This window comes from Rhizobium sp. CIAT894 (assembly GCF_000172795.2).
Classification (GTDB): domain Bacteria; phylum Pseudomonadota; class Alphaproteobacteria; order Rhizobiales; family Rhizobiaceae; genus Rhizobium.
The window spans coordinates 441655-464024 of the sequence record NZ_CP020950.1 but is presented as its reverse complement, the minus strand read 5'-3'; the positions used below and the strand labels follow the sequence as shown (position 1 = coordinate 464024).

The following is a 22370-nucleotide window of genomic DNA, read 5'->3' as shown; positions in this document are numbered from 1 at the left end:
TTACCCAGCCCTCAAACCACCTTGCCCGTTGGCCTTCAACAACGCCATTATCATCGGGCCAAGCGAGAATTCACCGCGCTCACTTCGGCGCGTTAGATCCCGCAGATAGCCTCCAGGAGAGTTGATGAAGTTAGCCCTTTCCAGGATGCACGCAATTGCCACCGCAGCATTCTCCGGTCCTAGCGCCTCGCAGGCATCCTGGTATGCGGAAGGGCTTACCCCCAGCATAGATCGAACCACCACAGCGGCAGACATCAGATCTCGCCAACTCCCCACGCCGCGCGGTGCATAGTCGCTGATCATCGGGCACGCCTTGAGCACCAATCCCAATGGGAACGCCTTTTGCGATTCATTCTTCGGCTGATGGCTCAAGCTCGCCTTTGCCCCCTGCTCCTGTTCGGAGCGTGGTTCAGATTCATTAATGGATTCGGGTTTTGAATTCTGTATGTGCTGCTCGATATGAGCGGCATTGGTGCTAATTTTTTCAGCATTCTCGAGGTTTTCCAACCGATTAAGCACTTTCTCACGGAGCATCACCATTTCATTGAGAACGCTAGTGACCCCTTCAAGGGTCGGAACGCGCGGAATTCTGCTCGCGAGCGCAATGTAGATGTCCTCGGTCGTCTTCCAATCGCCGTCGGCGCCCTCGACCATTGCAGCAGTAATAAGTTTGCGAACATCCCGCCGGCAAATTGTAAGGCTCTCTTTGGCTTTCCTGAGCGAGGCTCTCTCGGCCGCCACTCTTTGCGCCAACATCGCCAACTCTTCCGACCTCGCCAGGAGGGGCGACAGGTCGAAGCCAAAAGCATTCTCGATCTGGCCATCGTCGCCCTTGCGGGCGAAGCGCTTGCCATTGGCGCTATCCTTACGGACGATCAACCCCGACTCCACCAGAATGGCAATATGCCGCCGCAACGTTGCGCCCGCCATTGCATGCGCCCGAAGCGCCAGTTGGGCATTCGAGGGGAAGACAATCAATTGTGCATCCTGACGCAACTCATTGTCAGGATAAAAGCTCAAAAGTGCGTCAAGAACAGCCAGACTGTTCGACTGGATCCCGAGCAGTTCCATCGCGGCGGAAGCGTCTCTCAACACTTTCCACTTATCGGCAGCTTTTCCATGCTTGATTTCCATTGCCGCCTGGCGCCGCACGAGCGCAAGCGTCATCGGCCGCCGCCCGAACGGCGTCGCTACATTCCCCGACTGCATTGTCTCTCACCTTTCAGCAGGCAAAGGAAATTCGCTCACCAAAACGGCGCCAAAGACTCTTGACGAGGATTCGAGGAAATGCGATTCTGTTCTTGCTACAGAGACAGAAGGGCTTCCACGACGGCGACGTTGAGGGAGCTCTTTTCTTTTGCGGGTTACACTCCCTGTTTCCGTTGATGCTTTGCGCGATGCTCCTGGTAAAGCGCCGGCAAATGCTCGAGTACGAAAGCCGCGAAATCCGGCGTGGCTTTCCTGTCAATGGTAATTTCGAGCTTGCTCTTGCTCTGCGTGACCTGCGCAAGCCTGTCGCCATCGGGGGTCGACAGGACGTCTGGCAACCCGCGCGCAGTCCGACGCGGTTTCAGATGGTCGATCACTGCCTTGAACCGTTCCGACGACGGCAGCGCCTGCACCTCCTCCGAGGCAGCATATTTCGCAGCGCCTGCCGGAGGCGATGCTTTCTCAACCAGCTCTGCCAATTGCTGCCAACTTGGGCGTCCAACGCCTGGAGCGGCGCCGATGGCATCGATCAATTCAGAGGGGAGGGCGTCAACAAGCAGGAGCATCTTCGACAAGTTGCTTTTGTCGATTGACATAGCCGCGATGACAATTTCTCGTGAAAACTGCTTGTTTAGCTTGTGTGCGAAACGTGCCTTTTCAATGAAGGTGAGGTCTTCGCGCTCATTGTTTTCCTGACCCTGTGCGACAACCAACTGCTCGTCCGTCAAGTCTCGAACAACCGCCTTGACCGGCAGTCCTAGCTCCGAAACGGCGCGCAGCCGGCGGTGTCCAAAGGCAACTTGGTAGTGCGCGGGTTTAACGGGATGAGGTCTCACAAGGATTGGGACCTGCTGTCCTTGCTCGCGGATGGATGCAAGAAGTCCTTCGATATCACGTTGCATGCGATCCTGAACGAAGGACGGCTCGATTGACGACGCGTTCAGTTCAACCACGGCCTGACCTTCGGCGAGACGCCGCTCGATCTCCTCGGCACGACCAAGACGATCATTTTGCTCGCGCAACGCGTTACCGATGTTTGCAGTCAGCTTCGTCGCTGGATCTCGTTCTTTTCTGGTCACGCCGAGAAGCGGCATGGAGCGAGTCTTTGCCGCTCTGTGTTCAGCAGCTGATGAGCTGTCGGGCGCGTCCGTGGTGACGTCAAGGAGGTGCTTCCGACTCATGTGGTTCTACCCCATGCTTTTTTGATTAGAGTTTCGATCTCGTCGTTGACGGCGTTCATCGCCTCTAAGGCCCGATCATAGGTCGAGCGCGTGAACTGTCCGCGCTCAACCTCAAAGAGGGTTTGATTCGTCAGGCCAGCGTCCGAAACGGCGGTCGTCTTGAGCATCGGAAAATTGAGGACATTTTCGCCGAAGATCGAACGCAGATAGCCCACCATCTGGTTCTGCGGGCCATCGCTCGGTTCAAAACGAGTGACGAGGTAGCGCATCCAATTGAACTTGAACTGGGCGCCTGCGTTCTCGATTTCCCGAAGGAGATTCGAGGTCATCGCCAGAAATTGGTTCATCGACATTACATCCAACATCTGGGGATGGACGGTGACGAGGATCGAGGTTGCGGCGGTCAGAGCCGAAAGCGTGAGATAGCCAAGTTGGGGAGGGCAATCGATAACGACGACATCGTAGTTGTCCGCGATGTCTTCGATGACCTGACTGATCCGACCGTAAAAAAGCGTGTCACCTTCCTTCCGGTTCATAAGCGCGCGCGGGGTATCGTGCTCGAACTCCATCAGTTCAAGATTGCCAGGAATTAGATGAAGATCCGGGATGTACGTTCCTCGGACAACCTGCTCGATTGGGACCTGCTCGTCATCATACCGGATGGCGCCATAGAGTGTTTCGTTCGGACCAACGTCAGTTTCTGGCTGACTGCCGAAGAGTGCGGAAAGGCTTGCTTGGGGATCAAGATCAATCGCCAGAATCCGGTAGCCACGCATTGCCAGGTACTGTGCCAGATGCGCGGCTGTCGTCGTCTTGCCCGAGCCGCCTTTGAAATTCATCACCGAGACGACTTGAAGCTGCTCTCCCGTGCGACGATGGGGCAGGTAACGCCGGTTCCCGCGGCCAATCAGGTCCAGGTGCTTACGGATTGAATGAATATCTTCGATCGTGAACGTGCGTCGACCGCCAGGGCTCATACTAACGTGCAGTTCAGGCATTTCCGAAGCAGTTTGTCTAAGATAAGACTCACCGATGCCAAGCAGTTTTGAGGCTTCTGACGGTGCAAAGGATCGAATGCCCTTTTCGGACGTCGGCGGGAAGACCTTGAGATGATGTGCTTGAAGTTGGCTGGAGAGAGCGTCAGCATGACGCTCCATCAATGCGGTCAACCCTTCGACGACCGGCGCTGTTTTTGCTGCGGTTTTCGCCATCTCAAAACCCATTTCCTGCAAGTGGCGGAACTTTTCGCGAAACCGCTAAAGTTCCGCCACTAGCTATTAGAGCCGATTCTGCATTTTGAGCAAGGGGTTTTAGGTTAACGAAAGGCTAACGTGGATAAACCCGGAACGTAGAGTAAATGGGTTTTTCCGTTTATATCCTGCAGCTTAGCAAGACCGCGGTACCGATTCGTCATGGTGTGTTTTATTGTGAATCCTACAAATGTGCCCCGGCGACTTAGACGAAACGCAGAAGACCTCGGCAAAGTCGGTGATCCCCTTGCCGCGACTCACTCGCACAAAACCGTAAGCATTCGACAACGGACGCCCGATTCCAATTCGTGGAGAGTTCCCGGCGCCTAACGGCGGCGGAGAAATTCATGCAGGTATTCGCGATCTCGACACCAAAAATTTACTACGAAGCGCAGCTGCTTCAGGACGATCATAGGCTACGTGCGAGGATCTTTTCCACTCGCACTTGGGATGTAGAAGTAGTCGACGAGGCAGATGGGGTTGACGCTCTCGCCCCGACTGCCATCCTGGATGTCACCGCGGCTGGACCACTTGCAGGATGTGCACGCGATTTGTCTGCGATGGGACCGACCATGCTGGTAGACGTATTTCCGTCTCTGCTCCCGAAGGGCCGCCTGAACGCCAATCCCCTGATGGTCTAGAGTTCTCGCTTTTGCGTCGACACCTCGAAGAGTGGAGGGGAGGGGAGGGGAGGGGAGGGGAGGGGAGGCAGGGCTATCGCATATGAGCAAAGAGTTGGAAGAAGAATTCTTTGTTCCAGTTTGCTCTGCGCATTTTGCTTGCGATGGGCTTGTCGAGCGGGTGGGCTCGCAAGATATTCAGTGCCAGCCTGCGGATGACAGCAAGATTTTGCGGTCCATTGTCCTTGCGGGTTCGAGCATCGTCCTCGTTGAAGACGACGTCGAGGATCCAGTGGAGCTGGTTTTCGATTGTCCAGTGGGCGCGCACGACTTCGGCGAGCTTTTTCGGCGTGAGGACTTTGGAGAGGGCGATATAGCGGACGGCCTGCTCTGGCTTGCCATTGGCGCCAGTGCGCACCGCCTCGATACGGCCGATCGCCTTGAGACCGGGCAAGCTGGGCCGTTTGACCAGCCGGTCGACCGGCAGCACCGACGCACGGCGCTGCTCCTCTCGCCCATGGCCGCGCTCGCGGGTCTCGAAGACGGCGAGATCGGTCACCGCCGCAAAGCCGGCTTCGGCGGCCCTGAACAGCGGTCCATGATTGGCCTTCAGCCCGAGCGCGTATTGCGCCTTGGCCGCAAGCAGCGCCTGGGCCATCGCCGGATGGCAGTGCAGCGCATCTGCCGTCACCGTACAACCCTTCAGCGTCAATGCCTTGAGCACACTGAGCGTCGCCTTGATCTCGTCGCCGCCCGGCGCACGCATCGCGGCGATCGAAGGCCGCGTTTCGACATCCCAGACGCTCACCATCAAGGGCGGCATGAAGGCGCGGCCCTTGTCGTATCCCCGCCGCAGCGACTTGCCGTCGATCGCCACCACGCCCTTGGGCGCCGGCAAGCCCAGCGCGCCTCGCAACGCCGTCATGAAGGCGCCGAACGCGCGCTCCAGTTCCGTTGGGTCGAGCAGCCGAAACACCCGGCTGAACGTGTCGTGGCTCGGCGCCCCATGCCGCAGCGCGACGATCTCGCGAAGTTCTTCCTGCCGCGCCTCGGAGAATTCCGCCATCTCCACACAAGTCTTGGCACCGCGCAATGTCGCCAAAAGCGCTAGAAACAGCAGTTCCCCCAGATCGTGCCGGGCATTCACATCGCGCGGATCGCGAACTTCCCGCAATATCGAGATCAACACAGACATCGGCTCTCCCCAAATCAGAGAAAGCCGCTACTGAATCCATCAGCTCAGCAGACGCAATACTTATATGCGATTCCCCTGGGAGGGGAGGGGAGGGGAGATGGTTCCGTTCACGAGGCAACGCTGACCTTGTTCGCCGGCATCGTAGAATGGTGCCTGGGAGGTGGTCTCAGCGAAGTCGTTGCGGTAACGGATATCAGGTTCGAGCGAACTCTTGCTAGCGTCGAATGGCCTCTCCCGCGCTTGGGGGAGCCAGAGAAGATCGTTGCCACCACCGCCATCGCAGGCACGCGTCCAGCAAACGCTGAGACCTTTCTGATGTTGCGGCCGCCCAACTACCGATCTAACCTCACCGCCTGCAGTCATCAAGCGTAACGGAGATCACTTTGACCCAGCTTCCTTCTCATCCCCGGTTCGTGCGCAACTTCGGGAGGCGCTTGGCGACCAACTCTGCATCGCGCTCGAGGACGCAGCGGTCGACCTGATCATCTCGTTCGAGCGGACGCCGCGGACGGCGCGCCCGCGACGTGATTCAAGTCGAACGGTTCGCAGGGGCACTACGAAACTGAGTCCGACCAGCTCACCGAAGAAGAGGAGGCGCGCCATATCGTATAGAGTTTCCCTCATCACCATCGCGCTTCTTGCGGCCCGGTCGTGCTCGCTCCATCTGGTCCGGCTCTCGCCAGCTCCCGCGCGGTGGTCTGCCTGGGGAAGGACCGCTGCAGCAAATCCAAGAGGTCTCCGGCCCCGTTGCGGGCGCCATTGCGCTCGCGGCGATCGCGATAGCCGTCGGCATGCTGAGCTTTGGCGGCGAGCTCAACGGTTTTGCGCGACGTCTTGTCTACGTCGTGCTTGTTGCCGTCATCCTTCTCGGTGCGACTCGGATTGTTGGTCTGTTCGGTTCGAACCGGTGCGCCACGAAGGATGAAGCTTTGGACGATGTGGCGATAGGCTCTTAGGAGGGTTCGCGCGGGCAGATGAGGGAAGGCGACATGGCATCTTCGCAGAGATGAGGATGCATCGAAGAACGGGCTGGTAAACCGCGGCTCGTGTTTGAGGCTGGTGGCATTGACGCGGCCCAAGCGCTCCACTCTACCTTCAATAGTTTCGTCGCTCCTTGCGCAAGGGAACACTTCTGCCGCTTGAAACGTCCTTTGCCGTTTGCGCCGACGATATCTCCGAGAAGCTTGTCAAGACCCAGGACATAAGCAAGCCCGCCAGCAAGGCACGTGATTCCATCAGGTTTCTGACTGCCGCCTGTGGTTGTTGGCTAGATTCTGGATGCAAGTAAGTGTACATATTAGGACAGTCGGTGTGTCGGGGAGCGAGAGGTCTCGTATGGAGGTTCGTGGACTCGTAATTACTTGCCCCCGCAAGGTTGAAGAATGGACATTGTCGGTTCCACTCGCCGTATCGTCCGAAGTGGGTGTGCGGATAGAGTTGTGTGGACTCTGCACACCGGAGCAACGCGTTTATCGGGGCGCCAAGCCGACTTACCCCTATTGGGGCGGGCACGAGTTGTCAGGCACGATCGTGTCTCTGCCGGACGATGTACCGGATGGCCTGCGCGTAGGAGACCGCGTTGCGGTGCTTTTAATGCGCAGATGCGGCCAATGTCGTGCCTGCCGCCTCGGACTGGACAACCACTGTGCATATTTAAATCCTAAAGCGAGAGGAGGGGTGCCGCAGGGGCCGGGGGGATTGGCCAATTTTGTGGGCGTACCCGCCTATCAGGTTTTTTCCGTACCTTCCTTTTTGGCTCCCGAGCGTGCCGCGTTAGTTGAACCTGTCGCCTGCGTGGCACGCGGCATAAATAGGGCGCGTGCAAAGGCTGGAGACACTGTGGCCGTCATCGGCGGAGGCACGATGGGCCTTCTCCATTCGATACTTCTGACAACCAAAGGATGCGACGTTTACCTTTTCGATGACGACGTGGCAACGCATGGGCCTGTGATGTCGACCGGCGCCCATGCAACGGGGTCAGTTCATTCTCTGTCTGATCCGAAACTCGTCGAGAGATTAACGGATGGCTGGGGCTTCGACTGCATCTTTTGCACGCGCTTCGGTGTCAGAGGCATTCAGGGCGCCATAGCTGCGGCGTCACGCGGTGCCAGGATTGTACTCTACCAATCGATTCCGACGCCCGATTTGTTATCGGTAGGCGCTAACTTTCTGCATTACCGGGAAATTGAACTGATCGGCACCATAGCCCAAAGCGCGGACGACGTGAGAAATGCCATCCGAACCATCGTTGAACACGCCGCACGCTTCGACGTGCTGCAGGTCAATCTTTGGCCCTCGTCAAACGCCCAAGAGGCATTCGAGCAGGCGCTCGATCCACGTGTTAATCGCGTGATGCTAGATTTCAGGTAATGCTTCTCAGCGTGCCTGCAGCGCGCCTGCAATTTCGTTGCCGATCGAGGCTACTTCGACACTGTCGGGGAAATTGTCGGTACGTCCGACGCTGTCGGTCACAACGATGCGGTCGATCTGAGACCGTCCCCAGTTTTCGTTCAGCGACGGCGTGAATATGGCATGGGCTGCGGCAAGGGTTATCTTGCGAGCGCCTGCCGCTTTGAGATGTGCGGCGGCTGAAAAAGCCGTCTGACCACTGTTGATTTCGTCGTCAATCAGGATGATCGTCCGGCCAGCAACGTCCCCCAGAATCTCGACGCTCTCCCGAAAGTCATCATCGTCTCTGCGGTACTTGCGCATGACAGCGAATGGGCAGCCGAGCAGGGCCGCCAAGTGCTCAGCTCGCTTCGCTCCGCCGAAGTCCGGTGAAACGACCATGTCGCCATCGACGGCCGCAGAACCGAGATGGCGAACTAGGACGGGAGCGAACTGAAGATTGACGACGGGACAGGCAAATGCGGCGCACAGCTGAGGAACATGGAGTTCGAAAGTTATCAGCCGATCTATACCGAGCGTTTCGATAATCCCCGCAAGGATTCGCACCGGTACAGGTCCGCCGTCGAAGGCAGGGCGATCCGAACGCGAATATGGGAGGTAGGGAAGAACAGCGGTAATCGTGCGGGGACCCCGCGCCCGCACGGCACCAAGCGCTAGGAACAACTCGAAAAGACGATCATGAACGCTGTCAGGAAATGTTTGCACGACCACCACATCTCCGCCAAGCCCGCCGTCGCGCGGAGTGACAGCCATCTGGCCATTGCTGAACACCTGCGTGTTTAGGATCGTTATTCCTGACCGCGTGAGGGCCCGATGGACTGTTGACGCAAACTTTGCAGAGGTTTCGGTTGCTGCGATACGAAGGTCGTTCGCCGCAGGATCTGTACGATACGGTGACTCGGGCGCCATATTTACGCCAGCTCAAGATCGTTAACAGTGGGAATAGACAGCAGTTTGGGCAACACGTCGCCCCAATCATGTTGAAGTGGTACCTCGGTTTGATCAGGTCGAATGAGCTCTAGGAACTCGGACGGTATGTCTATCCCACAGATGCGCTTCATCTGCGTCAGGACGAAATATAACGCCGGCCTCATCTCGTATTTGTAACCTATCGCAGCGACCTCCGCCCAGCTAATATTCGCCATTTCTTTGTGTAGAACCGCATGAAGATCGCCGAACATCAATAGTCGAAGCGAATTATAAAGGAAGGCCTCGTGATAAAGCCTGGCCGAAAGGAACCAGACGGCGCCAGTCGCGGATTGGACCTGCAATATGCGGCCTAGACCGTTTGCAAGACGCACGCCTGACCATATGTCTTCGACATCGATGCCGACGGAGAGATTTACATGCATATCAATGAAGATGGGCATGTGCAGCTTCTTCGCGGAATCGATGTATCCCTTTACGTGGCGGTAGCGCAGCTGGCGTGGCACCGCGGGACCAGGGAACGGAGATTCAACGGATTCTATCCTTACAAACACCGGCAAGGAATAGCTTTCGCGGAAGGTTTCGTCATCGAGTTCCTTTCGTTCCGGATGCCAGTTGCCATTTGAAGGATCGAAAATACCGTGCCGGTAGCCGAGATCGAACATGAGCCGCTGCACGCGCTGCGCGTCAGCGGGCTTGACCATGATGTCGAGATCGGTCATCGGCCGTAGGAGTGGATCGGGATAGTGGAGAAGCGCGAGATCTGGTCCCTTCACCAGGAACCAGGCGATGCCGGCCCGATCCAGCGCATCCATGATTTCTGGCAGATTGCGAAATTCGAGTGCGGACCTGACCTTTGACATGACAGTCCAGCACTGAACGTAATGCGCCGCCTCAGTGGGCAATAGTGTCAACAAATCGAGGCGGCGCAAGTGATTCTCAAGCAGCGGCACCGTCCGATTATGCTCGGCGCGCCATACCACATAGGGCCAGTTGACAGGCTCCTTGCAGAGACGGACCAAACGCTCTTCATCCTCGGGTCGTAGGTAGGCCCGGCAGGTGATCAGCAAAATAGAGTCTTCTGGTGACAACCGAAGCATCGCGGAGACTCCTGATACGGCTGCGTGATTTATTTCGAACTTTCCGAGCTGCCGAATTCGGCTAGTGTCTGCCTCAGGTCGGCGAACTGTTGTTCGAAGGAAGCGAAACTCTGGTCGACGTTTTGTCCAAGCAACTGTTCAAGGCTGAGCGTTTCTTCAGCGCGTTCCTCTTGTCCAGACATAAGCTTGTAAACCGAACTTACCGGCAGCAATCGCGACAAGAGTTCACCACCGCGGCCCGTCTGGGCGCTGTCCCGAATTTGCCGGATGCAACTTTCGGCAAGCAATCCGTCAATCACGATTACCAGCTTGCCATCCTCTTCGTCAACGGCGTAGCCAAACAGTCGGGAACTAGCCATTGCCGCTACCTCTGAACCTTCTTGAGGTCTTCCACTTCACTGCGTATCTGCAGCAATTGTGCCTGAGCCGAGAGAAGTTTGGCGAATGCGGCGGTAACCGCCTTTGCCGATTGTGTGTCGGAACCAGTCATCCTAACCGGTCCTCGCCCAATGCGGCGTCCTACAAGACCTGAATCGGCGGCGCGCGGCCAATTGGCTTTGCCAAATATCTTCGAGGCGGTTATATCAACGTAGTAGTTTTGTAGTTCGCCGTTAGCAGCGAGTGAGCCGGATTTCGACCGTTGCGATCTGCGTGACACCTTTAGCGATTGCTCTAATTTTACAAGGCCAGCCGTCAATTGCTGAGCTTGGTCATCCAAACCCGCCTGCAGCCGGGCGAGTCCTTCCGCGAGACGAGAAATCACCTGGGCTTGCTGGGCGGCTGCTTTGTTGCCGGATCGTATCGCGTTGTTCGCAAGTGTGTGCGCCACACCCGCCGCACCTCGGAAAGCTCTGCTCATCCCCAATCCTCCACGTTATTTTTGTTGACCTGGTTAAATTACGTCGTCGACACAGCAATTATTACGTCGCGCCTCCTGCGTTAGTGAGTGTTTTGCGCAGCAGCCGCGATTTCCTCCGAGAAGTTATAGACAGGAGCTTCGGCGGCGGGCCGACGCTCTTTTGCTATAACTCCGCGGCGGTAGGTGGAATCTTTCGTCGGGTCCACCAGAGCGTACTCCGGAAAACCTCCGTTATTGTAAAGTTCCTGGCACAGCGGATAGGGCGCGTCCTTTTCACCATAGTGCGACCAGCTACTCATCTTGCAGACGCCGCGACAGACTGGATAAAACACGCAGTTGCCGCAGACGCCCTTAACCTCGCCACTCACCACCTCGCGTAGCTCATGGAAGAACGGGCTGTTGCGCCAGATTTCCATCAAGGGCATTTCGAAGGCATTGCCGGCGATCATTTCCGGATCATCGTAGGAGGCACTGCACATCGAAACTTGTCCGTTCGACAGTATGCCCAGTACGTTGTCGCCCCAACCGCAAGTATGCACGCCGTTCAGATACTTGAGAGGCATCAGAGCCGGCGGCAGAGTCATGTATGCAGCGCCACTCTCAAAATGGGGAGATTTCAAAAGATCGCCTATCAGTAGCTCGCATTCCTCCAAGCTTATCGCATTGTCCTCATGGCTGCGCGCGTTGCCCATCGGATGTATGTTGAGCAGCGTCCGATGCTTTTTGATGCCCCAGCCGAGCACCAAATCTATAATCGAAATCACCTTGTCATAGTTGTTGCGATAGGCAGTCGTCGTTACCACCGTAGAGATGTCAGTTTTTCCAAGCCGCTGCAGGACAATCGCAGTCTTGGCGAACGCACCCGATTTTGCTCTGAAAGCGTCGTGCGCCTCTGGGTCGAAATGGTCGAGGCTGATGAAGACCGTCAAATTGGGGAGCCTACTTAGCTGCTCGATCGTGAACTCGTCAAAGAGGGTTCCATTCGTCTCGAAAACCAGCTCCTTCAGCCCACAGGATGCGAGGTATTCCATGACTGCCATGAATTCCTTGTGAACCATCGGTTCACCCCCGGAAACCTTAACCTTGCGCAGCCCATTGGGTAGTGCTTGCTCGATCAGTCCTTGGATCGTCTCAAGGTTGAAATCAATGCCCTTGGCCTTGGACCCGACGCCTGCGATGTAACAGTGGTGGCATCCCAAATTGCACTTGCGGGTTAGAAACAGATAGATCGTTTTAATTTCGTTTTCCGAGACGACTCGTTTCGAAAGTTCACTTGTGACGAGGGCCTGTAGCGTCTGACTGGCTACATGCACGTCCTGCGGTGTCGAAAGCCAATCAGGGGTATTCATGCGCTTGCCTCCTCACGTCTATGCTGCTGCGCTAGCACGTCATCGCACTGATCACTGGTGCGTCGTCCAATTGACGCCTGCCTTTCAAAACTTCGATTTCGAGTATGAATGCGTATCCGGCGATCTCTCCGCCTTGGGACTTGACAAAATTCCCAGTCGCCCGAGCAGTGCCACCCGTCGCTAGAAGGTCATCAGCAATCAGGCATCGCAGGCCGTCACCGATGAGGCCGGCAGTTACCTCCAGGGTTCCGGAGCAGTATTCACAGCTGTATTCAAATGAGAGGACGTCCCCCGGCAGTTTACCGGGTTTCCTTACCATGATGAAACCGCAACCAAGCCTATCAGCCAATGAGGCGCCCAAGATGAAACCACGCGCATCAACCGCCAAAATGGCATCGATTTCTGTTCCCGACACTTGGCTTGCGACGGTAGAAACGACTTCGCCCAATGCACCTCTACCAGCCAGCATAGGCGCTATATCCTTGAACAAGATCCCGCCTATCGGAAAGTTAGGAAATTCTCGTAATGCTTCTACACCGGATTGGTTAATCCGTGACGCCCCGCTATTTGGAACAGCTACAATCATTTTACTATCCCCCACATGTAACCATCTAAGAGCCTCGTAAGGTGCGATGGCCTCGCGCACTTTGTGGCCAGCCACCAGATGCCATGGGCCCTGGCAAGCTTATCAGCGGCGGCGGCCGCCGCGCCTACCACGTTCCTCTGGGCCGGCACGGGTCCGCTCTCTGACCAGATCACGCCGGAATTCGCCAGCGCCGCGAACAGATGAAACATCAGTCGGCCGCATAATGTTGTCTCCTCGAAAGAAGCTCCGATCATGATTCGTCCAGCCCTGATCTTAGTGCCGAGTCAACTTTACGTCGCCTTGAGGTCCGTCAGCACCTTGTCAAAAGCATCCTTGACCGGCTTTGAGATTTCCTCCACCGCCCTGCTTGAGAGCACCCGGACTTCCTTGGCGTGCTGCAAACTTGTCTCAACCCGCTTGCTAAGGAAGGTCGACTGCAGTTCGAGGATCTGCGACGGCGAATTCGCGCCCAGCAAAGCTTGCAAATGTGAGAAGCTGGCTTCGGCGTCGGCCTGCAGTGCAGCAATCGTCTTCCCCCACAATTCGTTGCCGAACAGACTTGTCGTTTCGAGGATCGGAGGCAGCATTTTCTGTGTCGCTTCAGCGCCGGACGCAAATTTCAAAAAAGCCTCTGTCACCTTCTTCCCCTTTTCAACAGATGCGCCGAACTGATCTGGCACCTTGAGCGGCGATGACGCCGGGTTTTCGATCGTTTCAAATGATCTTTCGGAAATCTTGGTCATTGCATTTTCCTTCTCTTTGAGTTGCAAGCTGTGACATCGGGATTGACCCCTTCCGCCGGCGGACTATGCATGGCCGCTTGGTAGAACGCGGATCCGATGACGAACGGTCAGGTGGCCTCCGTTCCGTTCGTTTCATGAACCGGCATAATGCAGACTGCTTTCTGCCGCTTGTAACCAGGGATCAGCAAACACCATGCCAACTGCTCCGAGCGCCAAGAAGATGATTTTCTTTTATCAATGGGCGGGTTGAGGGCAGGTTGATGTGTATTTGACGGAGAGACCGGCGAAAAAAACGTTCCAATCACGACAAACCTGACAAAAGTGGCGGATGCCCGACATTTGCGAGAAATGTCGACGGTTGCGCTGGGGACAAGGGAATTCACGTGGACTTCAAATCGCGCCAAGGATCATGTGCCTGTTCGTCGCTAAGGGGCGTTACTCGACTTCTCGTGAACGTCCCTGGCGGTCTTATCAACCCTTGTCCTGGTTCCTGCTTTGCACCACCTTCCGCTTGGAGCCATGAAGAGGGTCGTTGTTTCGATAATTTGAGGATGGGCTGCTTGGCGATTTGTTCGTAGCCCAGCTCGGGTCCATACGTCTCGGTACGGTTCGCCTGCCTATCCTGTTCACGGCATTTTCGAACATAAAGACCGAACGTCACCAGAGCGATCGCTGTGATGCGCAACATATTTCATTTGGTACGACGTTTGCTGGTGATCGGTGACGCTGGTTGACCATAGGCTCTGATGCCGATCTCGTCGGACAAGGACGCAATTGAAGTCAACTACGGAGGTTTTCGGGACCTGACACGATGATTGGTTCGGTGCATGCGGAACGCTTGGCGGCACGAGGATGACACCGAAAAGTACGTGGGGTCTAATCAATGGAGTGAAAAATGAAAAAGTATGTTTGCGAATTCTTCGGGACCTTCACACTTGTCTTCCTCGGCTGCGGCACATTGCTTTATATGCGTCAAGAGGTGGGCCTGTTGGGTGTCGCTTTAGCCTTCGGGACGACCGTGGTTGCAATGGCCTACACGATTGGCCCAGTCTCGGGCGCGCATATCAATCCGGCGGTCAGCCTGGGTTTCCTCGTGTCGCGCCGATTGAGAGTGTGGGACTTTCTCGCGTATGTCTCCGCCCAATGTGCAGGAGCTATCGCGGCGGCAGGCACGCTCTACCTTATCGCTATGAACAAGGTCGGCGGTTACGATATCACCCTAGAAGGTTTCGCCCAAACCGGCTGGGTAGTCTACGGATGGAGAGCTGCGTTCCTATTCGAGTTTATCGCCACGTTCCTGTTCGTAACTGTATTCCTCAAATGCACGGCTGGACGCGGCGCTGTTGCACGATTGGCGATTGGACTTGCCTTAGTTGCGATCCACCTTGGCGGTATTACCGTTTCGGGTTCTTCTGTGAATCCAGCACGATCGATCGGCCCAGCACTTTTCGCAGGAGGGGCGGCACTCTCTCAACTCTGGCTTTATATATGTGCGCCAATGCTCGGCGCTATTGCGGCCGGACTTCTTCAGCTCAGGGGGATCCTCGCGTCAAGCGAGCCGCAAAGTCTGCGCCAATTTGAATCGCGCGATATGACCAGCGACATATCCAGCCCGGTTTCATTCTTTCGCCACCGAAGGAGAGGTATCCCAAAAAGGGAAAGCCACTGATCGAGGAGGGGGTCTCGACCTTAGCAGGGGAGCGCATCCTCAGACATTGGCCGTTGCATCCCGCATATCTTGACGCTTACTGCGATCTTCCAACGGATTGGGACCACGGTCGTCTCTGACGTATCGACAAACGTCGCATACGGATCGACAATGGCAGCCCAACGTCCAGCGATCATTGGCGGCGATCCAAAACGGCGGCGATCGCGGCCAAAGCCTCGTGTATCGCGATACTCACCGACCTTCCGCTCAAGGTTGTCAAGGGTCCGCGATACTCATCCATACCGCAGATGCGTGTCATTAGGAGCATGAATTTTACAATGGTGAGGCTGCCATATAGGACACGTTGGGCGGCGGATCTAATGGAGCAAATCTCCAGCGTCTGGGGGTTGCGCTGGGGTGCCGATCCACACCCAAGCGCCGGTAGGTGATAGACGATACCCACAGCGGCTAGGAGCCATTGAATCGGCAATATGTTCTTTTGATACGGTGTCGCGTAAGTTTGGTATGGAGAATCATATGCAATCGCACAATAGCCGAGTGCAGAGTCAAGCAGCGCTACTTGCATACGCGCAAATGTCCGTTAGAAGATTTCGACGACGTGGCAGCCCAAGCAGTTGCGCGGCAGCGAGTTTAGGCGGGGCGTACGTTGCGGCGAAAAACAGCCAATGGACACGCCGAAAACGGCTACTGGGCCTAAGTCGCCACGGTCGCCCTGTGAACTTGGAACCCAGGCAAATTGTATGACCGTTGGCCGTCGTTCAGCATGCCGAAGTCGGAGCGCTGATCGGAAGCTGGATTAGCCTGCATGATGAACGAGAGATTGGGAAATGCCGCTTTCAAAGGCTCCCGTAGGCATCGTGAGATGGTGAGAATCCGAGCAAGAATTGTAGGTGGAAAGACAGTGCCTGAGGCGCCAGAGGCCGACGATCGCGATCTAGCTTTAGACTTCGCCAAAGGAATACTCATTGTCTTGGTGGTTTTCGGTCACCTGATACAATATATCTTTTACGAGGGTGATGGCTTCTGGGATTCGGCATGCTTCAAATCGATCTACATGTTTCACATGCCTCTCTTTATGGCGATAAGCGGATATCTCTCTAGATCAGGGCTACTAGGTAAGTCGTTCAGGCAAGCCATCGGTGATCGCGCGCTGCAGCTCCTGGTGCCGACGCTGTTCTGGTGCACCCTTTTGGAGGCAGTCAAATTGCTCATGTTTCCCCGGCCGCCGGACGCACCTGGCAACCTTTTGCAATTCATGCACGATCTCGTCGGCACATACTGGTTCATCTGGGCTGCGTTTGCTTCTTTTCTTTTGGTGAAACTTATTTCGATCTTCAACTCCGGGTCGGCACGCTCTTTGCTTGTCTCATCCATACTGGTCGCAGTTGCCCCCGTGACGTTTTCTATATTCCCTCTCATAAAGTACACCTATCCCTTTTTCTGCATGGGATTTTCATTTGCGCAGTCGAGAGATTGGTGGACGAGCGTAATGCGGTATCATAAGCCACGCCTGATGATGTCCGCCTCTATCGCGGCTAGCTTGTGCTTCATGGCGTGGCGCGAGGACACCTATGTCTACAACAATCTCGCCTTAATCCAGGATCTGCAGTCGGCAAAAGATATCCTTCTGATGTTTTTTGGCTCGACAGTGGCCTCTGCAGTGATGATCGAGATTCTGTTTCAATCCTGGAAAATTGGACGCTCGAACCGGGTGGTTCGCTTTATCGCCGTGGAAGTGGGGCAGAGCACGCTCGTGTTGTACCTGGTGCAGGCTACGGTATTCCGTCTCATGGATTTGATACAATACGGAGAGCAATGGGCTCCCACAATGAGGTCTGGCGCGGCGGGAGTTCTCGGGACGATGATCATTGCCGTAGCACTAGCAGTTCGCTGGAGCGTGCGCGACATCCCCTATCTGTCCCAGCTCATGCTTGGAACGCCACCCCGCCTCGTTCGTTTGCCGAGCAATCCTGCGAATAACTAGCGGTGTTCAATTCTCAACCTAAACTTCGTCAGCAAGCAATCATGCCAAGGCACGCGTTAAGGGGCCCATTTTTAAAGGATCCTTTTGCACGAAGATCGGCTGAGATCCGACTGATGTGCCAATCACGTATCGAGAATCCGCAAACCCCTCCGCGCCCAATGCTCCGCGACGACGCGGGCGCTTGACCGCCAGGGTATCGACTCCACCATCTTTGAGGTTGCCAAAGATTCGGTCGCACTTGTTCGGGGTCCGCTGCCGCCAGGTCCCGTTGTCCCTGCTAAAGTCGCGAGCGTTCGCTAAGGTACCAGAAACGCTTTTCCGGCCTGTGCCAAGCAATATGACCGGAAACAGCGAGCATCGCCTCAGCGGTCACACCGAGGCAGCACTGCTCCATGACGGCCGCTGCCACAGTCATCCTCTTGCCGGCGCCGACGGTACCGGCCAGCTAGGTCGTGCCGGCAGCATGATCCCCCGGGTGCCGTGTTCTGGTGCGGATAGAGAGTGAACGCGGCCGACGCACGCCGGCAACTTAAGATACACGCCGCCGAGGCGCCCAGGGGCTGGTTGTTGAAACGGTCCTAAGACCTTGCGGCCGGTCGATCCGGTGGGCATCGGACCAGGACCCGGCCCTGAAGGGCCATGTGATCTTCGTGAGCTTCCCCTTTGCCGGCTACCTCTAACAGCCGTTCACTGTGGAAATTCAGAGCGTTGTTGAGCTGTCGCCGGCGTCGCGGGGGCCGATGCCGCATTCCATTTGCCTGCGGCATTCCCCCCAAATGACGGCGCTAACTGTCGAGGAAGGGAGCTCCAGCCAGTGATGCATGCGGGTCTCGGAGTCCATCACTGGGAGGCGCTGTGATCGCCAAGCAAAGAAGATCGACCGGCTGCACCTCGGCAAGCGGCCGGACATTGCGCCCAATCCGCGAATTGAGAGCGGAGCGGCTTCGGCGGGTGTCATTTGTTGCTGACGTGGCCGGAGAATAGGCTTCCGCCGCTGCACCGGGATGCCATTTCTTCGATCCCCACCGCGTCTTGTCCGGTTCACGACAACGTTGTCCTCGATCAATTCTTCATGGGCTAGCTAAGAAGCTGGAAACAATACAGATGCCGTGTTCCGGACCTCAGCGGAGGAGACTGGCATGAGTCTTGAACTCCCAGAACTACGCGGCGGGCAATCGCCTGGTGGAACGTGTGGCGTCCGGTCGAAGTCGATTTGAACCTTGAAAGGGAAAATACATGGCAGGTCTGCATCAGTTCGCACGGAAAAGGGGGTATCGGCAAGTACACGGCCTCTCAAGATACTCTCACTGCCCTTGTCGACCTCGAAAAGCTGATTCCACCCCCCGCCTAATCCTCAATTCGAAAGCCCGAGACACGGTTTTACACCTGGCGGCGAATAGGTTGAGGGTGGAGTTCGCGGCGAAACCTACCGCCACTGGACTATCGAGACGGAAATCTCGCTTGTGAAGCGCTTTTCGTCAAGCCCGCCAGCGTTGCCCGCCGCTTGCCGTTGTTGTTGCGGCCGCCCCGTTTCGAGGGGCCATGTCATTCGTCCGGGCCAAGTTGCGTCGCCACAGGTCCCATCTGCCGCACCATTTTAAGGGATGGTGTTACCGGAAGCGGGTGTGGCCCTTAGTCAAACCGCATCCAGCACTCAGGAGGATTTTAACTGATGTCAAACGTCACCCCTGTCCCCAACAATGCTCGATTAGATGAGAAAGATGCTCTCGCCACGCCTTTCATTAAGTGCCTCTTGCGTCTGATGCGTGCTCAAGACACCTTTGAATTGTGGCAAGAGAAATCGGACACCGATTTGCTCTGTGATTTCATCGTGACGAGGCAACAGCGTAGGGCGATTCCTCTCATCGGGGGACCTGACCTGGAGGTGCAGTGGCGGCTTGAGATCTTCTATGCCGCCGTAGCACTTGCTATAGAGGAGCAGTCCGGACTGATGGCGTCACCGGTGTTGACTGTGAACCATGAGGGATTCGGTCGGATATTACTCACGGCGGGGCGGCTCGTAGTACTCTCGAAGACGCTCCGCGACGTACATCGATTTGGCTTCGACAACCTCCAAAAGCTCGCCGAGGCGGGAACTGGCCTGGTTGATAATGGCTTAACAACAATTAAGACCTATTCAGATGTAGCGCGCGTTTAAGTGCGGTTGAAACGGCTCATATAGGGCGGAATTCTTCGCTAATCTGCCCAGCAATCAAGCAATCCCGGGTTGTGCCCTAGCGTTCTTGGCGCGGGGGGGGCGACATGGAGGAACCTGCATGACAGTGCGTTCACTACTCACTACGGCTCCTCGTCTTTGGCTCCGGCGTATCTCACAAGCACTGATCAAGCGACGTGTATTGGCTGCGCCCCTTGTTTTCTGGTCTGCCAGTGTTCGGCAGGATGGTAGGTGGTTGGCCTTCAAATGACCTGCCACTGAACTTTCATCCGGCGGCGATTAGAGCCTCGGCGGTTTTGAACCGCTCCCAAACGTTGGACCACCGGATGCTAGAGTTTTCCGGCTTTATTCAGGGAGGCGGGCTGGTTGCGCACCCTGAATTCACCAACGAGATCGGCACCTTGTTGCCGATCGCACCATGAGGTCTTTCCTCATTGTAGTATCTACGCCAATCCTCCATCTTTTCGCGGGCATCCGCAAGGGTCAGGAACCAATGCTGGTTCAGGCATTCTGCACGGAAGCGGCCATTGAACGCTTCGATGAAGGCATTATCAGTTGGCTTGCCGGGGCGTGAGAAGTCCAACGTCACGCCCTTGGAATAGGCCCACAGGTCCAAGTCGCGCGACACGAATTCCATCCCTTGGTCGACACGGATCGTTTTCGGATAGCCGGCTTTTTGGCACACCCGTTCAAGGGTTTGCACAACGTCTTCGCCTCTATAGCTATGACGTGGATCAAGCACCGGCACGTAGCGCGAGAAGGTGTCGACCACCGTCAGCACGCGCAGTTTCTTACCCGTTGCGAGTTGGTCGTGAACGAGTCCATCGCCCAGACGTTCCGATCACCGCCGCTTCAAGTTCACAGCCGACAATGTTGCCATGCTGCTTAACCATGACGTTCACAACCGTTTTCAATCCTCGAGCCGACAGGGCCTACACGGATCACGACCTTGGCGCCCGCCATAATCGAGCGTAAGGGCCATCAGTTCTCACTAGGTCAGCGTGCTTTCCCTCCTCAATGACCCGCCCCTTGTCCAGGACCACAATATTGTCCGCCCCACGAACGGTGCTCAACCGATGAGTGATGACTATGATGGTCTTCCCAGCGCGAGACAGATCCTCAACAACCCGCAGCACAAATTCTTCGGCTGCCGAGTCCAGAGAGGAGGTCGCTTCGTCAAGGATTAGAACGTCGGGATCCCGGTACAGGGCTCGAGCCAATGCGAGGCGCTGCTTCTCACCTCCGGAGAGGCGAACCCCGTTCTCGCCCAGATAGGCCTGGAACCGCCCGGGCCAGCGCTCGATGCACTCCCGCAGTCCTATTCGATCACAGATGCGTACGATCTTATCGAACTCCGGTTCGAACTCGCCCAGGGCGATGTTCTCGATCACGGAACCGGAGAAGACGTCTATCGATTGCGGTACTGCAGCCATGACCTTGTGCAGTGATGCGCTCGAGAAATCCTGGAGGGCATATTGGCCGATCCGAATGCATCCATCCTCAAGCTGGTAGACATTCTGCAGCAGAGCCGCAAGGGTGCTTTTGCCCGAGCCGCTCTCACCCACGACGGCCGTCAACTCTCCTTGGCGAAAGGAGACGCTTAGATCGCTGAAAACCTCCGCCTGCGCGCCATAGCGGAATGTGACGTTCTCCAGGCGAATATCTCCGAGATCGGTCTTCGTAGCATCGATGCCGCTGCTGCTTGCCGACTCCAGTTCAAAGATCTCGAAAAGTCTATCCGCCGCGATAAACGCGTCTTGAACGATCCGGTTGGTCTGGATCAGGCGGGCGACCGGCCGGGTGATATAGCCAAGCAACGTATAGCAGGACAGCAATTCGCCGGGCGTGACGGCCTGTTCGAGCGCAAGCGTGGTTCCAAACCACATCAGCACGATGGTGAACAGGACCGACAGCAACGTCGAGGCGTTGTCGCCGCAGATTGAGATCAGCCCGGAGCTGTAGACGGAATGCAGCATCTTTACGAAGCGGGTCTCCATTTTGAAGTTTGCGAAGCTCTCGACGCCGGAAGTCTTAATGGTGGAGACAGCTCCGAGTGATTCTACCAGTTGCGCCTCGAGTTTGGCGTCATTTTCCATGATGACTCGTTGGAGATTTCGATTCATCCGATTGATGGCCCAATATACCAGGATGTACATTGGAATGGCGAGCGCCACGATCAAAGCAATATTCCAGGAATAGATGAACATCATTCCGAACGAGAACAGTATCATTAAAATGTCAACAAACATGTTTATCGAAACGTCGTTCAGGAAGCTCCTGATTTTCACAGCGTCGTTCATGCGCGACACGATTTCTCCCATGCGCATGCTATCGAAGAACTTCTGGGGCAGGGCCAGGATGTGATTGTAATAGCCGAGGATCAAGCATACGTCGATCTTCTGCCCCGTCTGCAGGACGAGTCGGCCTCTTAGGAGGTTGATCAGGATCTGTATCGCTAGGATCAGCAGCATTGCGATGCTCATCAAGTTGAGCAGGTTGCGGTTTCCCGCTGGGATCACGTGATCAACGATCTTCTGAACGTAGATCGCCGTCGAGAGACTGAGGACGGTCGTCACAAGAGCGCCGACGAGAGCCTGCGCCATCACCGTGCGGTGTGGCGCGAGTAGGCGGGCGAATCGGGCGAGGGGCGACGTGGTCTCGTCTCGACGATTGAATGTGTCTGCCGGAACCAGCAAAACCAGAACGCCGGTCCATTGCTCCATGAATTCCTGATGCGGCACTTTGCAGATTTCGCCCAAGGCCGGGTCCATGACGATGACCCACTTGGCGTCGATCGCATGGACCACTACGAAATGGTGCAGGTCCTCCTTGACGACGTGCGCGATAGCGGGCTTGGGGATCTTGTACAGGCTGTCGAAGCCACCTTTGACGCCTTTCGCGATGAAGCCCAGCTTCTGCGCCGCTTCCGTGAGCCCCAGCACACTCGTACCGGAGCGGTCGGTCGACGCATACTGGCGGATGCGCGCCAATGGCAACTTGTAGCCATAGAAGGCTGCGACAGATGCGAGGCTGGCGGCGCCGCAATCCGTGATGTCACGCTGTTTGAACTTAATGGCCTTAATAGACATGGAGGCTCGCTGGCTGTTGGGACA

17 protein-coding genes and 6 pseudogenes are annotated in these 22370 nt (G+C 56.2%); 10 read left to right on the top strand and 13 right to left on the bottom strand.

Annotated features, from left to right (window positions below; genetic code table 11):
• From repC to repA, 3 genes are all read right to left on the bottom strand, one after another.
• Positions 1 to 1209, bottom strand: coding sequence for a plasmid replication protein RepC (repC, locus tag RHEC894_RS26325; protein WP_085739683.1), 1209 nt, complete (start codon positions 1207 to 1209; stop codon positions 1 to 3).
• A gap of 155 nt (positions 1210 to 1364) precedes the next feature.
• Complete coding sequence (repB, locus tag RHEC894_RS26320; protein WP_085739682.1) at positions 1365 to 2390, bottom strand: plasmid partitioning protein RepB; 1026 nt, start codon at positions 2388 to 2390, stop codon at positions 1365 to 1367.
• Complete coding sequence (gene repA / locus RHEC894_RS26315) at positions 2387 to 3601, bottom strand: plasmid partitioning protein RepA (protein ID WP_008534005.1); 1215 nt, start codon at positions 3599 to 3601, stop codon at positions 2387 to 2389. The genes repB and repA overlap by 4 nt, the downstream gene beginning before the upstream one ends.
• 386 nt (positions 3602 to 3987) lie before the next feature.
• Here repA and RHEC894_RS26310 point away from each other — a divergent pair, with 386 nt between their 5' ends.
• The gene (locus RHEC894_RS26310) at positions 3988 to 4281 is read left to right on the top strand and encodes an acyl-homoserine-lactone synthase (RefSeq protein WP_085739681.1); all 294 of its coding nucleotides are present in this window, start codon (positions 3988 to 3990) and stop codon (positions 4279 to 4281) included.
• Between the two features lie 73 nt (positions 4282 to 4354).
• Here RHEC894_RS26310 and RHEC894_RS26305 read toward each other — a convergent pair whose 3' ends face one another.
• Positions 4355 to 5455 carry an ISAs1 family transposase gene (locus RHEC894_RS26305; protein ID WP_085739680.1) on the bottom strand — a complete coding sequence of 367 codons (1101 nt, stop codon included), beginning with the start codon at positions 5453 to 5455 and terminating at the stop codon, positions 4355 to 4357.
• Between the two features lie 84 nt (positions 5456 to 5539).
• Here RHEC894_RS26305 and RHEC894_RS26300 point away from each other — a divergent pair.
• The 4 genes and pseudogenes from RHEC894_RS26300 to RHEC894_RS33830 form a co-directional block, all read left to right on the top strand.
• Positions 5540 to 5827, top strand: a pseudogene (locus RHEC894_RS26300) (acyl-homoserine-lactone synthase); the annotation flags it as partial.
• A 97-nt stretch (positions 5828 to 5924) separates the two neighbouring features.
• Positions 5925 to 6067 (top strand): annotated as a pseudogene (locus RHEC894_RS33640) (conjugal transfer protein TrbB); the annotation flags it as partial.
• A pseudogene (locus RHEC894_RS26295) lies at positions 6057 to 6357 on the top strand (TrbC/VirB2 family protein); the annotation flags it as partial. The pseudogenes RHEC894_RS33640 and RHEC894_RS26295, both read left to right, overlap by 11 nt.
• Before the next feature lie 376 nt (positions 6358 to 6733).
• Positions 6734 to 7825, top strand: coding sequence for a medium chain dehydrogenase/reductase family protein (locus RHEC894_RS33830; RefSeq protein ID WP_348630166.1), 1092 nt, complete (start codon positions 6734 to 6736; stop codon positions 7823 to 7825).
• 6 nt (positions 7826 to 7831) lie between these two features.
• Here the strand turns inward: RHEC894_RS33830 and prs are convergent, their stop codons facing one another.
• The 7 genes from prs to RHEC894_RS26250 form a co-directional block, all read right to left on the bottom strand.
• The gene (gene prs / locus RHEC894_RS26285) at positions 7832 to 8773 is read right to left on the bottom strand and encodes a ribose-phosphate diphosphokinase (protein WP_085739677.1); all 942 of its coding nucleotides are present in this window, start codon (positions 8771 to 8773) and stop codon (positions 7832 to 7834) included.
• A gap of 2 nt (positions 8774 to 8775) precedes the next feature.
• Complete coding sequence (locus tag RHEC894_RS26280; protein WP_004672715.1) at positions 8776 to 9891, bottom strand: nucleotidyltransferase family protein; 1116 nt, start codon at positions 9889 to 9891, stop codon at positions 8776 to 8778.
• Positions 9892 to 9920: 29 nt separating this feature from the next.
• On the bottom strand, positions 9921 to 10250 hold the full coding sequence (locus tag RHEC894_RS26275; protein ID WP_085739676.1) for a hypothetical protein: 330 nt from the start codon (positions 10248 to 10250) through the stop codon (positions 9921 to 9923).
• A 5-nt stretch (positions 10251 to 10255) separates the two neighbouring features.
• Positions 10256 to 10750 carry a hypothetical protein gene (locus tag RHEC894_RS26270; RefSeq protein WP_085739675.1) on the bottom strand — a complete coding sequence of 165 codons (495 nt, stop codon included), beginning with the start codon at positions 10748 to 10750 and terminating at the stop codon, positions 10256 to 10258.
• 80 nt (positions 10751 to 10830) lie between these two features.
• Complete coding sequence (locus RHEC894_RS26265) at positions 10831 to 12099, bottom strand: radical SAM protein (RefSeq protein ID WP_010068492.1); 1269 nt, start codon at positions 12097 to 12099, stop codon at positions 10831 to 10833.
• Between the two features lie 31 nt (positions 12100 to 12130).
• On the bottom strand, positions 12131 to 12685 hold the full coding sequence (locus RHEC894_RS26260) for an adenine phosphoribosyltransferase (protein WP_004672710.1): 555 nt from the start codon (positions 12683 to 12685) through the stop codon (positions 12131 to 12133).
• Between the two features lie 290 nt (positions 12686 to 12975).
• Positions 12976 to 13428, bottom strand: a complete 453-nt coding sequence (locus tag RHEC894_RS26250; RefSeq protein WP_085739673.1) for a phasin — start codon at positions 13426 to 13428, stop codon at positions 12976 to 12978.
• Positions 13429 to 14323: 895 nt separating this feature from the next.
• Between RHEC894_RS26250 and RHEC894_RS26245 the strand changes: the two genes are divergently transcribed.
• The 5 genes and pseudogenes from RHEC894_RS26245 to RHEC894_RS26220 all read left to right on the top strand — a co-directional run bounded on the left by RHEC894_RS26245 (position 14324) and on the right by RHEC894_RS26220 (position 19239).
• Complete coding sequence (locus RHEC894_RS26245) at positions 14324 to 15097, top strand: aquaporin (protein WP_085739672.1); 774 nt, start codon at positions 14324 to 14326, stop codon at positions 15095 to 15097.
• 862 nt (positions 15098 to 15959) lie between these two features.
• Positions 15960 to 17081: a nodulation factor fucose acetyltransferase NolL gene (gene nolL, locus RHEC894_RS26235; RefSeq protein ID WP_206427945.1), complete on the top strand. Its 1122-nt coding sequence runs from the start codon at positions 15960 to 15962 to the stop codon at positions 17079 to 17081.
• Positions 17082 to 17216: 135 nt separating this feature from the next.
• Positions 17217 to 17330, top strand: a pseudogene (locus tag RHEC894_RS33620) (NrdH-redoxin); the annotation flags it as partial.
• Positions 17331 to 18330: 1000 nt separating this feature from the next.
• Positions 18331 to 18476 (top strand): annotated as a pseudogene (gene nifH / locus RHEC894_RS32705) (nitrogenase reductase); the annotation flags it as partial.
• Between the two features lie 277 nt (positions 18477 to 18753).
• Positions 18754 to 19239 carry a NifX-associated nitrogen fixation protein gene (locus RHEC894_RS26220; protein WP_004677039.1) on the top strand — a complete coding sequence of 162 codons (486 nt, stop codon included), beginning with the start codon at positions 18754 to 18756 and terminating at the stop codon, positions 19237 to 19239.
• A 367-nt stretch (positions 19240 to 19606) separates the two neighbouring features.
• Here RHEC894_RS26220 and RHEC894_RS26215 read toward each other — a convergent pair.
• A pseudogene (locus RHEC894_RS26215) lies at positions 19607 to 20094 on the bottom strand (integrase core domain-containing protein); the annotation flags it as partial.
• Positions 20095 to 20198: 104 nt separating this feature from the next.
• Positions 20199 to 22346, bottom strand: a complete 2148-nt coding sequence (locus RHEC894_RS26210) for a peptidase domain-containing ABC transporter (protein WP_085739669.1) — start codon at positions 22344 to 22346, stop codon at positions 20199 to 20201.
• Between the last annotated feature and the right edge of the window lie 24 nt (positions 22347 to 22370).

Coding starts and splice junctions, on each gene's coding strand:
- RHEC894_RS26220 (WP_004677039.1), top strand. CDS start 18,754: ATGTCAAACGTCACCCCTGTCCCCAACAATGCTCGATTAGATGAGAAA.
- RHEC894_RS26305 (WP_085739680.1), bottom strand. CDS start 5,455: ATGTCTGTGTTGATCTCGATATTGCGGGAAGTTCGCGATCCGCGCGAT.
- RHEC894_RS26210 (WP_085739669.1), bottom strand. CDS start 22,346: ATGTCTATTAAGGCCATTAAGTTCAAACAGCGTGACATCACGGATTGC.
- RHEC894_RS26310 (WP_085739681.1), top strand. CDS start 3,988: ATGCAGGTATTCGCGATCTCGACACCAAAAATTTACTACGAAGCGCAG.
- repC (WP_085739683.1), bottom strand. CDS start 1,209: ATGCAGTCGGGGAATGTAGCGACGCCGTTCGGGCGGCGGCCGATGACG.
- RHEC894_RS26265 (WP_010068492.1), bottom strand. CDS start 12,099: ATGAATACCCCTGATTGGCTTTCGACACCGCAGGACGTGCATGTAGCC.
- RHEC894_RS26275 (WP_085739676.1), bottom strand. CDS start 10,250: ATGGCTAGTTCCCGACTGTTTGGCTACGCCGTTGACGAAGAGGATGGC.
- nolL (WP_206427945.1), top strand. CDS start 15,960: ATGGTGAGAATCCGAGCAAGAATTGTAGGTGGAAAGACAGTGCCTGAG.
- RHEC894_RS26245 (WP_085739672.1), top strand. CDS start 14,324: ATGAAAAAGTATGTTTGCGAATTCTTCGGGACCTTCACACTTGTCTTC.
- RHEC894_RS26250 (WP_085739673.1), bottom strand. CDS start 13,428: ATGACCAAGATTTCCGAAAGATCATTTGAAACGATCGAAAACCCGGCG.
- RHEC894_RS33830 (WP_348630166.1), top strand. CDS start 6,734: ATGCAAGTAAGTGTACATATTAGGACAGTCGGTGTGTCGGGGAGCGAG.
- RHEC894_RS26280 (WP_004672715.1), bottom strand. CDS start 9,891: ATGCTTCGGTTGTCACCAGAAGACTCTATTTTGCTGATCACCTGCCGG.
- repA (WP_008534005.1), bottom strand. CDS start 3,601: ATGGCGAAAACCGCAGCAAAAACAGCGCCGGTCGTCGAAGGGTTGACC.
- repB (WP_085739682.1), bottom strand. CDS start 2,390: ATGAGTCGGAAGCACCTCCTTGACGTCACCACGGACGCGCCCGACAGC.
- RHEC894_RS26260 (WP_004672710.1), bottom strand. CDS start 12,685: ATGATTGTAGCTGTTCCAAATAGCGGGGCGTCACGGATTAACCAATCC.
- RHEC894_RS26270 (WP_085739675.1), bottom strand. CDS start 10,750: ATGAGCAGAGCTTTCCGAGGTGCGGCGGGTGTGGCGCACACACTTGCG.
- prs (WP_085739677.1), bottom strand. CDS start 8,773: ATGGCGCCCGAGTCACCGTATCGTACAGATCCTGCGGCGAACGACCTT.